11 protein-coding genes are annotated in these 12,606 nt (G+C 71.2%); 6 read left to right on the top strand and 5 right to left on the bottom strand.

Going from position 1 to position 12,606, the window contains the following annotated elements; all coding sequences use genetic code 11:
* Positions 1 to 188: 188 nt before the first annotated feature.
* From ACFXBC_RS23545 to ACFXBC_RS23535, 3 genes are all read right to left on the bottom strand, one after another.
* Positions 189 to 1,394 carry a DUF5667 domain-containing protein gene (locus tag ACFXBC_RS23545; protein ID WP_385027749.1) on the bottom strand — a complete coding sequence of 402 codons (1,206 nt, stop codon included), beginning with the start codon at positions 1,392 to 1,394 and terminating at the stop codon, positions 189 to 191.
* Between the two features lie 235 nt (positions 1,395 to 1,629).
* A complete protein-coding gene (locus tag ACFXBC_RS23540; RefSeq protein WP_385027746.1) occupies positions 1,630 to 2,403 on the bottom strand; it encodes an ECF subfamily RNA polymerase sigma factor, BldN family in 774 nt (257 codons plus the stop codon).
* A gap of 548 nt (positions 2,404 to 2,951) precedes the next feature.
* On the bottom strand, positions 2,952 to 3,914 hold the full coding sequence (locus tag ACFXBC_RS23535) for an HAD family hydrolase (protein ID WP_385027743.1): 963 nt from the start codon (positions 3,912 to 3,914) through the stop codon (positions 2,952 to 2,954).
* Positions 3,915 to 4,074: 160 nt separating this feature from the next.
* On the opposite strand from ACFXBC_RS23535, the gene ACFXBC_RS23530 reads away from it, so the two are divergent.
* The 6 genes from ACFXBC_RS23530 (at position 4,075) to hemB (ending at position 10,831) form a co-directional block, all read left to right on the top strand.
* Positions 4,075 to 4,356, top strand: a complete 282-nt coding sequence (locus ACFXBC_RS23530; protein WP_385027740.1) for a glutaredoxin family protein — start codon at positions 4,075 to 4,077, stop codon at positions 4,354 to 4,356.
* A 347-nt stretch (positions 4,357 to 4,703) separates the two neighbouring features.
* On the top strand, positions 4,704 to 5,516 hold the full coding sequence (locus ACFXBC_RS23525; RefSeq protein ID WP_385027737.1) for a redox-sensing transcriptional repressor Rex: 813 nt from the start codon (positions 4,704 to 4,706) through the stop codon (positions 5,514 to 5,516).
* Positions 5,513 to 7,138, top strand: a complete 1,626-nt coding sequence (locus ACFXBC_RS23520) for a glutamyl-tRNA reductase (protein ID WP_385027734.1) — start codon at positions 5,513 to 5,515, stop codon at positions 7,136 to 7,138. Before ACFXBC_RS23525 ends, ACFXBC_RS23520 begins: the two co-directional genes overlap by 4 nt.
* A complete protein-coding gene (gene hemC, locus ACFXBC_RS23515) occupies positions 7,135 to 8,091 on the top strand; it encodes a hydroxymethylbilane synthase (protein ID WP_385027731.1) in 957 nt (318 codons plus the stop codon). Before ACFXBC_RS23520 ends, hemC begins: the two co-directional genes overlap by 4 nt.
* Positions 8,088 to 9,746, top strand: coding sequence for a uroporphyrinogen-III synthase (locus ACFXBC_RS23510; RefSeq protein WP_385027728.1), 1,659 nt, complete (start codon positions 8,088 to 8,090; stop codon positions 9,744 to 9,746). The genes hemC and ACFXBC_RS23510 overlap by 4 nt, the downstream gene beginning before the upstream one ends.
* Before the next feature lie 95 nt (positions 9,747 to 9,841).
* Positions 9,842 to 10,831: a porphobilinogen synthase gene (hemB, locus tag ACFXBC_RS23505; RefSeq protein ID WP_385027725.1), complete on the top strand. Its 990-nt coding sequence runs from the start codon at positions 9,842 to 9,844 to the stop codon at positions 10,829 to 10,831.
* 12 nt (positions 10,832 to 10,843) lie between these two features.
* Here the strand turns inward: hemB and ACFXBC_RS23500 are convergent, their stop codons facing one another.
* Both ACFXBC_RS23500 and ACFXBC_RS23495 read right to left on the bottom strand, forming a co-directional pair.
* Positions 10,844 to 11,719, bottom strand: coding sequence for a polysaccharide deacetylase family protein (locus ACFXBC_RS23500; RefSeq protein WP_385027722.1), 876 nt, complete (start codon positions 11,717 to 11,719; stop codon positions 10,844 to 10,846).
* A 203-nt stretch (positions 11,720 to 11,922) separates the two neighbouring features.
* Positions 11,923 to 12,483, bottom strand: a complete 561-nt coding sequence (locus tag ACFXBC_RS23495; protein ID WP_385027719.1) for a hypothetical protein — start codon at positions 12,481 to 12,483, stop codon at positions 11,923 to 11,925.
* Between the last annotated feature and the right edge of the window lie 123 nt (positions 12,484 to 12,606).

The raw sequence follows: 12,606 nt of genomic DNA, 5'->3' as shown, positions 1-12,606 counted from the left end.
GCACCAGATTGCGCGGATCGAGGGCGTCCGGCTCCCGGGTGCCCGGCCCGCGCCGCCCCCCCGCCCCCGCGGGGACCCGGCACCCCGGGGGAGTGACGGCGAGCCTCGGGCCCCCCTCCCCGCGCGCGCCCCGGCGCCCCCCCCCCCCTTCGTACATACGGAGTGCTCCGCCTCTTCCGCGTCCTCGCCTACTCCGCGTCCTCGCTGTTGATGCCGAGGCCCGGGAGCAGGCCGGGGAGCAGCGGGGGAAGGGTGACGTCCGGTGCGGGCTTGCTGCCTTCGCCGGACTTGCCCGTGCCTTCCGACGAGGAGGACGAGCCGCTGCCGCTCTTCGGCGGGTCGAGGAGACCGCCGGTGCTGCCGCCGATGAGGCCCTGGTCCGAGGTGCCGGTCTCGGAGCCGGACGGATGCGGCCGGGCGCTGTCCTTGCTGTGGTGCTCGGGGGCGGCCGATGTGGGGCCGGGACGGTCGGTCCCGGGGGTGCCCGGCCTTGAGGTGTCCGTGTGCCCGGGGGTGTGGGCGGGGGTGCCGGGGGTGCGCGGCAGCTGCGACTGGAGCGGGGCGACCTCCTGGTCTATGGCGTCGAAGACCGAGTTCACCTGGTTTCCCACGTCGTGGAGCTGGACGGGCAGCCGGCCCCGGAGTTTGCTCCAGGCCTCCCGGTGCGAGCGGGAGAACGAGGAGAGGGTCTGGATCGGGCCGAGCGCCCCGTTCCTCGCGTACGCCTCGTGCAGCAGCCGGTGGCCTTCTCCGGCGTCGTGGTTCATGCCGTTCAGCGCGCGTCTCACTTCGCCCAGTTGCTCGTGGTCGAGCCGGCCCGCCCGGTCGCGCTCCATGAGGCGGCGTGCCTCCTGGAGACGGGTGGAAGCCTGGTCGAGGAAGATCTCGCCACGGGCGGCGTCGTCGTTCGCCATCCCCAGTTTGAGATCTTCCATGCCGCGCTTCAGCCCGTACAGCGAATCACCGGGGAGGGCGTCGGAGCTGGCAGCCGCGACGCCGCTGAAGGCTCCGGCCGCGACGCCGACGGTGAGTCCGCCCGCAGCGAGGCCCTTCGACCAGCGGGAGCGGGGGCGCAATTTCCGGAGCGGGGACGCCCGGTGGGCGCCTCGGCCGGTCCGCTGTTCGGGCACCTGAGGGCCCTCTGACACACCTCCCCCCGCGAGCATCGTCTCCATGGCGGCCACGAGCTGGGCTCGTTGCACCACTTTGACCTCAGGATCCAGCTGCGGTTTGGGTAGCTCTTCGAGCCCGGCCACCAGGGTCAGCAACTGCCCTGGTGCGCCTGGGTCGGTGGGAGCTTCGGGCTGGTCGGCCGCCGAGCCCTGGAGTGTCTGCTCCTCCAGGGCCTGGGCGAAGGCGTTCGCCCGCCGGTGTGCCGAAACTTGTCCGATCACTGGCGGCACCTCCTCTCGTCATGACGATCGACTCCCCTCGGGGTCCGGAGGGTTGCCCACCTTGAGTGTTTCCACTCGATCGGGTGAGAACCTGCGGGCGTGGCTTGACCACAGGGAGCCTGCACCCCACACAACGAGCCGCACAGCACTTGGGTTACGGACGAAGGATGATCGGACCGCAGTGTCATGAGGCCATGACTGACGGTGAGTTGTGATCAGTACGGGTCATCTTCGATCAGCGTGCGTCATCGGGGAGGAGCCGTGCCAGCGTCCGCACGGCACGGTACTGGAGCGTCTTGATGGCGCCCTCGTTCTTGCCCATGGCCCGTGCCGTCTCGGCGACGGAGAGTCCTTGCAGGAAGCGCAGGGTCACACACTCCTGCTGCTGTGGGTTGAGCTTCCGCACGGCTTCGAGCAGGGCGGCGTTGGAGAGGGACTCCAGGACGGAGTCCTCCGGGCTGCGCTCGACCTCGTTGGCGTCGAGCATTTCGCCTGTGGTCACTTCGAGCCGGAAACGGCTCGACTTGAAGTGGTCGGCGACCAGGTTCCGGGCGATGGTGACCAGCCAGGCGCCGAAGTCGCGTCCCTGCCAGGTGAAGGTGGAGATCCGGCGCAGAGCGCGCAGGAAGGTCTCACTGGTGAGATCCTCCGCCGTCGCCTTCCCGCCGACGCGGTAGTAGATGTAGCGGTAGACCGTGTCGCTGTACTGGTCGTAGAGGCGCCCGAAGGCGTCGGCCTCGCCGGCCTGAGCGCGTTCGACGAGGTCCATCATGCGTGCGCTGTCGCTGTCGGCCGCAGGCCGACGGGCGGTGGACGTGCCGGTGCCGCCACGGCTGCGTCTGCCGACGGCCGCACCGGCCTCGGCGAGGGCGTAACAGTTGCCGGCGGGCGCGGCAGTGGCGAATGCGGGGGCGGCGTACGCGGTGGGGACAAAGCCGCGCAGCTGGTCAAGGACCGTTGCGCGCAGCGTAGCCAGGCCCGAGGCGTCAACCCCGACGTGTGGGTACACGGGACTCCCAGAGGCAGAGCTTCCATCACGTGCAGTGCTGGATGATTCACTCGACGTGATGGCGAGTGAGGTCCGGTATGCGTCTGAGGAGAATAACGCTTCGTACAGGCAGTGCTACACCCAGTTGCTCAAATCATCGATTACGTCGCTTCTGTTACGTCTACGCGTCGGATCAAGTAGCACTTCGTGACCGTTTATTGATCGGATAGCCCCACGATCCGTTTGGTTGGGGGGTCACTTGTGCGCGAGTCGCCGCAACCGGACTGGCGGCGGGGGCAGCGGGGTAAGAAGTTCGATTCGCCCGCGTTCTTCGGAGTGGCGCGGGGGTGCGGGCGTGTTGACGCCGCGGTCAGCGGCGGCTGACGCACTGGTGGCCGAGGCGGCCGGGCGGCTGCTGCCCGCCCGCGGGTAGCACCGGTACCGGGCCAGCGGTACGGCTCGGTGGCGTGCGGCGGTGCGGATCGGTGGCGTACGGCGGTACGGCTGGGTGGCGTGCGGCCCGGATATGCGTGCGGCCCAGCTGCGTGCGGCTCAGATTCGCGTACGGCTCAGTGGCGGCGGCGGTGCAGGGCGACGGCCGCCGCGGTGCCGCCCGCCAGGGCGCCGACCCCGGCCGCGGCCGGGATGCCGACCCTGGCGGCCTTGCGGCCGGTGCGGTAGTCCCGCAGCCGCCACTCGCGCTCGCGGGCGTAACGGGCCAGCTTCGCGTCGGGGTTGATCGCGTACGGGTGGCCGACGAGCGAGAGCATCGGGATGTCGTTGTGCGAGTCGCTGTACGCGGCGCAGCGCGTCAGGTCGAGGCCCTCGGCGGCGGCGAGCGCGCGTACCGCCTCCGCCTTCGCGGGGCCGTGCAGCGGTTCGCCGACGAGGCGGCCGGTGTAGACGCCGTCCATCGACTCCGCCACGGTGCCGAGCGCCCCGGTCAGGCCGAGGCGGCGGGCGATGATCGTCGCGGTCTCCACGGGGGCGGCCGTGACCAGCCAGACCTTCTGGCCCGCGTCCAGGTGGGCCTGGGCGAGGGCGCGGGTGCCTGGCCAGATGCGGTCGGCCATGTACTCGTCGTAGATCTCCTCGCCGATGGACATCAGCTCGGAGACGCGGTGGCCCTTGACGATGGACAGGGCGCTCTCGCGGGCGTCCTGCATATGTTCGGGGTCCTCGACGCCGGCCAGCCGGAACCACGCCTGCTGCCAGGCGAACCTGGCCAGCTCACGGCGCTCGAAGAACTTCCGCTTGTACAGGCCGCGGCCGAAGTGGAAGATCGCGGCGCCCTGCATCACGGTGTTGTCGAGATCGAAGAAGGCGGCGGCCAGGCTGTCGCCCGCGACGGGGAACTCGGGCTCCGGGGCGGCCTCTTCGGGGGAGTCGGCGGATGCGGCGGACGTGCCGGTCCCGTCCTGTGCCGTCTCCTGCGAGGACTTGCGGGCTGCTTCGGCTGCGGCCTCGCCTGCCAGCACGCTGCGTGCTGTTGCCGAGCGCCTGCGGGGGGTGAGCCATCCCAGTGCGGCCATGGTGCGAGCATAGCCAGTTCGGTGCGGCGTTCCTCATCCGACGGAATGCGGTGGCGTGAACTCTGGGGTGCGGATGCGCCCGGGTTCCGGTCCCGGGTCTGCCGGTGGTGGGGCGGGGCGGTGTGGGCGGCGGAGTACGAGGACGGCGGAGAATGGGGGCATGAGTCCTCTGTTCCGCCGCAGCGCCGGTCAAGGAAATCCCGCCGAGCGGGTCGTCACTCTGGTCGGGAAGCCCGGGTGCCATCTCTGTGACGATGCGCGCGCCGTGGTCTCCGCGGTGTGCGAGGAGACCGGCGCGGTGTGGGAGGAGAAGGACATCACCCAGGACGCCGCGCTCCATGACGCGTACTGGGAGCAGATTCCGGTTGTCCTCGTCGACGGGGAGCAGCACACCTTCTGGCGGGTCGACCCCGACCGTCTCCGCCACGCGTTGCGTTCCTGAACGGGAACGTACGGGACCTGTTCGTGCGGAGGGGCGGGCCGGGGCGGCCGGCCGGTCCGCGCGGAGTCCCCGGGTGCGAAATACGGCTACCATCGTGGGCGATTTGAGCGGTCTCGGGGGCGTAGGCGTGAGGAGTGTGTGCGGTTTTGCCCCCTTTGGGATCTCAACGCATCGGATCGGCCCACGGTTCCGTCAATGCGCCGCCGAAGTGCGTGACCCCGGTCACTTTGCACGGACAAAACGGACACTATCTTTGTGCACGCGTTCACAAAGACATAGCCTGCATTCGACGGGGCGGTCCTGCTGCATGTGGCCGCCTGCAGCCTCGCTCATCTGGCAGGAGCACCGTGGCAACTGGCCGAACTCACCGACCGGCGACCCGTAGCCGAGGAATCCCCGAGGCCACCGTCGCCCGACTTCCGTTGTACCTCCGGGCCCTCACCGGCCTTTCGGAGCGCTCCGTACCCACGGTCTCGTCCGAGGAGCTCGCGGCCGCCGCCGGGGTCAACTCCGCGAAGCTGCGCAAGGACTTCTCCTATCTGGGCTCGTACGGGACCCGGGGTGTCGGCTACGACGTCGAATATCTCGTATACCAGATCTCGCGTGAGCTGGGTCTCACCCAGGACTGGCCGGTCGTGATCGTCGGTATCGGTAACCTCGGCGCCGCCCTCGCCAACTACGGCGGGTTCGCCTCGCGCGGGTTCCGGGTCGCCGCGCTGATCGACGCCGACCCCGCCATGGCCGGGAAGCCGGTGGCCGGGATCCCCGTCCAGCACAGCGACGACCTAGAGAAGATCATCTCGGACAACGGCGTCTCCATCGGTGTCATCGCCACACCGGCGGGCGCCGCGCAGCCGGTCTGCGAGCGGCTCGTCGCCGCCGGTGTCACCTCGATCCTGAACTTCGCGCCCACCGTGCTCTCGGTGCCGGAGGGCGTCGACGTCCGCAAGGTCGATCTCTCCATCGAGCTGCAGATCCTCGCCTTCCACGAGCAGCGGAAGGCCGGTGAGGGGATGCTCGCCGACCCCGACACCGACGCGCCCCCGGTGCGCGGCGCCGCACACGCCGCCGCTGCCGCCGCGCACACCGTCAGCGCCCGCACCGCCCACGCCGACCGGAAGGGACCCGACGGGGACATGCCCGCCGTGATGCCGGCATGAGTCTTCTGGTCGTCGGAGTCAGTCACCGCAGCGCGCCCGTCAGCGTCCTGGAGCGGGCGGCGCTCTCCGCTGATGCGCAGGCCAAGCTGTTGCAGGACACGCTGGCCGCCGAGCCAGCGGCGGAGGCCGCGGCGCTCGCCACCTGCAACCGCATCGAGCTCTACGCCGACGTGGACAAGTTCCACGCGGGCGTCGCCGAGCTGTCCACGCTGCTCGCCCAGCACTGCGGTGTCGGCCTGGAGGAGCTCACTCCTTATCTCTATGTGCACTACGAGGACCGGGCCGTCCACCACCTCTTCTCGGTGGCGTGCGGGCTGGACTCGATGGTCGTGGGCGAGGGCCAGATCCTCGGCCAGATCAAGGACGCCCTCGCGCTCGGCCAGGAACTGCACACCGCAGGGCGGCTGTTGAACGATCTGTTCCAGCAGGCCCTGCGGGTCGGCAAGCGTGCGCACAGCGAGACCGGGATCGACCGGGCCGGGCAGTCGGTCGTCACCTTCGGCCTCGAACAGCTCGCGGGCGGCCCCGATGTGGCCGCCTGGGCCCGGGGCAAGCGCGCCCTGGTGATCGGCGCGGGCTCGATGTCCTCGCTGGCCGCCGCGACGCTGGCCCGCGCGGGCGCCGGGGAGATCGTCGTCGCCAACCGGACGCAGGCGCGCGCGGAGCGGCTCGCGGAGATCCTCGGCGGCGCCGGGGTGAGTGCGGCGGCCGTCCCGATGGACGCCGTCGACCAGGAGCTGGCCCGCGCCGACCTCGTCGTCTCCTGTACGGGGGCGACCGGTCTCGTACTGACCGCGGATTCCGTGGCCCGTGCGCTGGGTGAGGAGTTCACCCCCGCGGAGCCGACCGCCGGGCCGGACGCCGGGACGGGCTCCCGGCCGGTCGGCGGCACGGGTTCCGGGCCGGGCGACGCCACGGACTTCGGCCTGGTCCCCGAGCCGGTCCCCGATGTGCCCGCCGACGCCACGGCCGCCACCGCCGCCGCCCGCGCGGTGGACGCGCTGGAGCAGCACGGTGCCTGGGCCGCCTCGGCACCGGCCGATGCCCCCCGCCCCGTACGCCGCATCGCCGCCACCGCCGACGACGACAGCGGAGTGCCGCCGCGGCTCGCCCTGCTCGACCTGGCCATGCCCCGCGACATCGACGCCGCGGTGCACCGCATCAGCGGGGCGCGGCTGGTCGACATCGAGTCGCTGGCCGACGCGTCGGCGGACGCGCCGATGGCCGCCGATGTCGACGCCGTACGGACCATCGTCTCGGACGAGGTCGCCGCGTTCGGCGCGGCCCAGCGGGCCGCCCACATCACTCCGACCGTCGTGGCGCTGCGCACCATGGCGGCGGGCGTTGTCGCCGGTGAGATCGCCCGGCTCGACGGACGCCTCCCCGATCTGGACGACAAGGAGCGCGCGGAGATCTCGCAGACCGTGCGCCGTGTCGTCGACAAGCTCCTGCACGCTCCCACCGTGCGGGTCAAGCAGCTCGCGAGCGAGCCCGGCGGCGCCGGGTACGCGGACGCGCTGCGGGAACTCTTCGACCTCGACCCGTTGACGGTCGCGGCCGTCAGCAGGGCCGATCTGACCGACCTGAGCAACACAGACGTCAAGAACCGAGGGCGGGCATGACCGATGCCTTGAGGCTGGGGACCAGGCGCAGCAAGCTCGCCATGGCGCAGTCAGGACAAATCGCCGAGGCGGTGCGGCAGATCACCGGTCGCCCCGTGGAACTCGTCGAGATCACCACGTACGGGGACATCTCCCGTGAGCATCTGTCGCAGATCGGCGGGACCGGTGTGTTCGTCACCGCCCTGCGTGATGCGCTGATGAGCGGCGAGGTCGACTTCGCCGTGCACTCGCTGAAGGATCTGCCGACCGCCGAGCCGGACGGCCTGGTGCTGGCCGCGATCCCGGTCCGTGAGGACCCCAGGGACGTGCTGATCGCGCGGGACGGGCTGACCTTCGAGCAGCTGCCGGACGGCGCCCGGATCGGTACCGGCGCGGCGCGCAGGACGGCGCAGCTCAACGCGTACGCCCGCAACCACGGGATGCGCATCGAGACCGTGCCGATCCGCGGCAACATCGACACCCGGATCGACTTCGTCCGCAAGGGGGAGCTGGACGCGGTGGTTCTCGCCGCGGCCGGGCTGCACCGTGCGGGCAGGGCGGCCGAGGTGACCGAGTACCTGCCGGTCGACATCATTCTGCCTTCCCCCGGCCAGGGGGCCCTGGCGGTCGAGTGCGCGGCATCCCGCGCTGATCTCGTCGCCCAGCTCGCGGAGCTCGACGACCCGTTCACCCGGGCCGCCGTGACCGCCGAGCGATCCCTGCTCGCCGCCCTGGAGGCCGGTTGCAGTGCGCCCGTTGGCGCACTGGCCGACGTCCTGGCCGACGGGCAGGTTGTCACCGAGATGCGCCTGCGCGGTGTCGTCGGCTCGCCCGACGGCTCCGAGCTGGTGCAGTTGTCCACCACCGGTCCCGTACCCACGTCGCACGAAGGCAACGAGGCGCTCGGGCGCGAACTCGCGTCCGAGATGCTGGCCAAGGGTGCGGCCGGTCTTATGGGGGAGCGAGCACGATGAACCCCACCTCGAACCTGCCAGCCGCCCTTCCCGCCCACGGGCACGTCACCTTCCTCGGTGCCGGACCCGGGGACCCGGGACTCCTCACCCTGCGCGCCGTCGAAGCGCTCGCGAGTGCGGACGTACTGATCGCCGAGCCACAGGTGCTCGATGTCGTACGCAGCCATGCGCGGGCGACCGTAAGCACGCCTCAGCTGACGGTTGTTGACGAAGCGTCAACAGCCGCCGGGATCCCGGCCATCCGAGATGCGGGCAATCTTGTCATGGAGGCCGCGCGGGGCGGCAGGCGGGTCGTCCGTGCCGTCACCGGGGACCCCGGGCTCGACGGCAACTCCGGCGAGGAGATGCTCGCCTGCGCCTCGGCGGGCATCCCGTTCGAGGTCGTTCCGGGCGTCTCGACCGCCGTGGGCGTCTCCGCGTACGCCGGTGTGCCGCTGCGGGACGCGGAGGGGACCGATGTCCGCTTCGTCGACGCCCGTACGGCATCCGACCGCTGCTGGAGCGAGATCGGCGCCAGCGACGCGACCGCGGTGGTCTCCACGACGCTCGACTCGGTCGGCGCCGCCGCCGGTGAACTGGTAGCGGCGGGCCGCAAGCCGGACACCCCGATGTCCGTCACCGTCGCCGGTACGACCACCCGCCAGCGCACCTGGTCCGCGACGCTCGGCACGGTCGCCCAGGTGCTGAAGCAGGCCAAGGTGCTGCCGTCGCCGGAAGGCCACCAGCCGGTCATAGCCGTGGTCGGCGAGCGCAGCTCGGCCGCCCGGCGCGACCAGTTGTCGTGGTTCGAGTCGAAGCCGCTCTTCGGGTGGCGGGTGCTCGTTCCGCGTACGAAGGAGCAGGCGGCCTCGCTCTCCGACCAGCTCCGTTCCTACGGCGCCGTGCCGCACGAGGTCCCCACCATCGCCGTCGAACCGCCGCGCACCCCGCAGCAGATGGAGCGCGCGGTCAAGGGCCTGGTCACCGGGCGCTACGAGTGGATCGCCTTCACCAGCGTCAACGCCGTCAAGGCGGTCCGGGAGAAGTTCGAGGAGTACGGGCTCGACGCCCGTGCCTTCGCGGGGATCAAGGTCGCCGCCGTGGGCGAGCAGACCGCGGCCTCGCTGGTCGAGTTCGGCGTCAAGCCCGATCTCGTACCGAGCGGGGAGCAGTCGGCCGCCGGTCTCCTTGAGGACTGGCCGCCCTACGACCCGGTCTTCGACCCGATCGACCGGGTCTTCCTGCCGCGCGCCGACATCGCCACCGAGACCCTGGTGGCCGGGCTGATCGAGCTGGGCTGGGAGGTCGACGACGTCACCGCCTACCGCACGGTGCGCGCGTCGCCGCCGCCGGCCGATACCCGTGAGGCGATCAAGGGCGGCGGCTTCGACGCGGTCCTCTTCACCTCTTCGAGTACGGTCCGCAACCTGGTCGGTATCGCGGGCAAGCCGCACAATGTGACGGTCATCGCCTGTATCGGCCCCGCCACGGCCAAGACGGCCGAGGAGCACGGGCTGCGGGTGGACGTACTCTCGCCGGAGCCCTCGGTGCACAGACTCGCCGAGGCGCTCGCCGAGTTCGGTGCGCAGCGCCGCGAGACCGCCAGGGAGGCGGGCGAGGCGGTCACCCGTCCCAGCGAGCGCCGTCCCGGTGGCCGCAGGCGTCGTACCACCTGAGCACTGAGCGGTCGGCCGAGGAGTTCGAAGGGCCGATGGGGCCGAAGAGCCCGAACGGCTCGCAGAGTTCGCAGAGTTCGAAGAGGTAACTGAGGATGACTGTGTACGGATCTTTCCCGGGCGCCCGTCCGCGGCGGCTGCGCACCACCCCGGCGATGCGCCGCATGGTGGCCGAGACGCAGCTGCACCCGGCCGATCTGATCCTGCCCGCCTTCGTGCGGGAGGGGATCAGCGAGCCGGTGCCGATCACGGCGATGCCGGGCGTGGTCCAGCACACCCGTGACACTCTGCGGAAGGCGGCCGTCGACGCCGTGTCCGCGGGGGTCGCCGGGATCATGCTCTTCGGTGTTCCGGAGGACGCCAAGAAGGACGCCATCGGCACGGCGGGCACCGACCCGGAGGGCATTCTCCAGGTGGCCCTGCGCGATGTGCGCGCCGAGGTCGGCGACGACCTGGTGATCATGTCGGACCTCTGCCTCGACGAGACCACCGACCACGGCCACTGCGGGGTCCTGGACGAGTCGGGCCGGGTCGACAACGACGCCACGCTGGAGCGGTACGCGGAGATGGCGCAGGTCCAGGCCGATGCGGGCGCCCATGTGGTGGCCCCCAGCGGCATGATGGACGGCCAGGTCGGCGTGATCCGGGACGCGCTGGACACGATCGACAAGGAGGACGTGTCGATCCTCGCCTACACGGTGAAGTACTCGTCCGCCTTCTACGGCCCGTTCCGCGAGGCCGTCGGCTCCTCGCTGCGGGGCGACCGCAAGACGTACCAGCAGGACCCGGCGAACGCCCGCGAGTCGCTGCGCGAGCTGGAACTGGACCTCGCCGAGGGCGCCGACATGGTGATGGTCAAGCCGGCCGGACCGTATCTGGACATCCTCGCGAAGGTCGCCGATTCGGTGTCGGTTCCGGTGGCCGCGTACCAGATCAGCGGTGAGTACTCCATGGTCGAGGCGGCCGCGGAGAAGGGCTGGATCGACCGGGAGAGGGCGATCCTGGAGACCCTGACCGGTATCAAGCGGGCGGGCGCGAACATGATCCTCACGTACTGGGCGACGGAGGTCGCGGGGCAGCTCTGACCGGTCGCCCGGTCACCCGTCCGAGAGCCGGACGAACCGGTGCCCGGACGCGAGGAGTTGGGGGACCGCTGCGGCGATTCCCTCGGCGGTGCCGCCCGTCGGATGGTTCATGTGGCCGATCACGATCGATCCCGGGCGGGCCGCCGCGACGGCGGTGCGGACCTGTTCCGGGGTGAAGGTGGCGCCGCCGTCGCCGTTGACCGTGAAGCTCACCGGGCGTTCACCGATGGCGCCCACGATGCGGGTCGCGATGTCGTCGTAGTACGCCGTCCCGGAGCGGAAGAAGCGGGGCGGGCGGCCGAGCAGCCGGGTGAGTTCGGTGTGGTTGCCGGAGACCTCGTCGTAGACCTCGCCCGCGTCGCGTGTGCCGGGGATGCCGTACGCCGAGCGGCCGGAGACCGAGAGCGGGCGGTGCCGGGTTCCGTGGTTGGCGATCTCGAAGAGCGGGTCGGTGGCCAGGGTGCGGAAGACCGCCGGATGGGCCTCGATCCAGCGTGAGTTGATGAAGAGTGTCGCCGGTACTTTCCTCGACCGGAGGAAGCCGATCAGGTCCTGGTCGTAGTCGCTGCCTCCGGGGCCCCCGCATGCGTCGAAGGTCAGCGCGATGGCCCGCTGGGGCCGGGGCAGTGCGGTCAGGACGCCCGGTGCGTCGAAGCCCCAGCTCGTCGGGGAGTCCGAGCCGTACCGGGCGACCGCGGCGGAGCGGGTGAGGGCCGGGCCCGCTGCCATGGGGGTGGTCCGGCGGCCGGAGTGCGGTGTGCGGCTGGGCGGTTCGATGTCCGACGGGGTGGTACGGCGGGACAGGGACGCTCGCGGCGGGCCCGGCCGGGCGTCGCAGCCCGCCAGTCCGGCGGACGCCAGGGCGGTGAGTACAGCCCGGCGGGTCAACGACACGTGTCTGCCCTGCCCATCCAGTTCACCTCATGACCAGAACCCCGGAATGAGAGTCGGATCATGCTATGAATCCGGGAGGTGCCGGACCCCGACACTCCGGCGTGGTGCGGAGTCCACCCGTACTGGCGCTCCGGTGAGGGGGCGATTCCCGCCGGAACGTCCTGCCGGCCGCCGGTCCGCACGCAGCGCCGCGACCTTCAGGAGCTCATCTGGACCTTCTGCGCCTTGTTGGCGGTGTTGGTGCAGGCCAGGTAGGGGTCGATGCCGCCCTGCTCCTCCTTGCACAGCCATGCCGCGCCGGCAACGGTGACCGTGACCGCGGACTTGCCGCCGGCGCCGTCGGCCTTTCCGTAGGCGTTGGCGACCGCGCGGGCCGTGTCGCAGCTGGTGGGGGTGTCCGAACCCGGCACGATCACCTCCAGGCCCCGCTGGTCGGGCCCGCAGTCCCGCTGGGCGCTCCGGCTGCCCTTCGACCTCCCCGGCTTCGCGTCCTGCGTCGTGGACGCGTCCGCGGAGGCCGAAGGCGCCGCATCATCGGTGGAGCCCTGGCCGCCGTTGTCGGCCGGTGCGGTGCTGGACGAAGCGGTGCTTGACGGTGCGGAGTTCGTGGCGGCGGACGCACTGGCGGAGGGTCCGGAGGCGGAGGTCGAGTCGTCGGATCCGCACGCGGTCAGCGCCAGCCCCGCGGCGACGAGCACAGCGGCCGAGAGGCCGTAACGCGCACTCCTGCTGGGCAGACGCGCACTCCTGATGGGCATGGGTGTCCCTCTCTGATTCTCGACAGTGTCCCCCGGCGCCGATGGCGATGAGTCCCCACTCGCCCCCTGGGTCGGCCGAAGTACTGGCAGATGGGGCGAGTTCGGCATGGGCATCGGACAAGT

It is taken from the genome of Streptomyces sp. NPDC059398 (assembly GCF_042751845.1).
Lineage (GTDB): Bacteria > Actinomycetota > Actinomycetes > Streptomycetales > Streptomycetaceae > Streptomyces.
The sequence above is the reverse complement of the archived record's forward strand: the minus strand, read 5'-3'. Positions and strand labels throughout refer to the sequence as shown.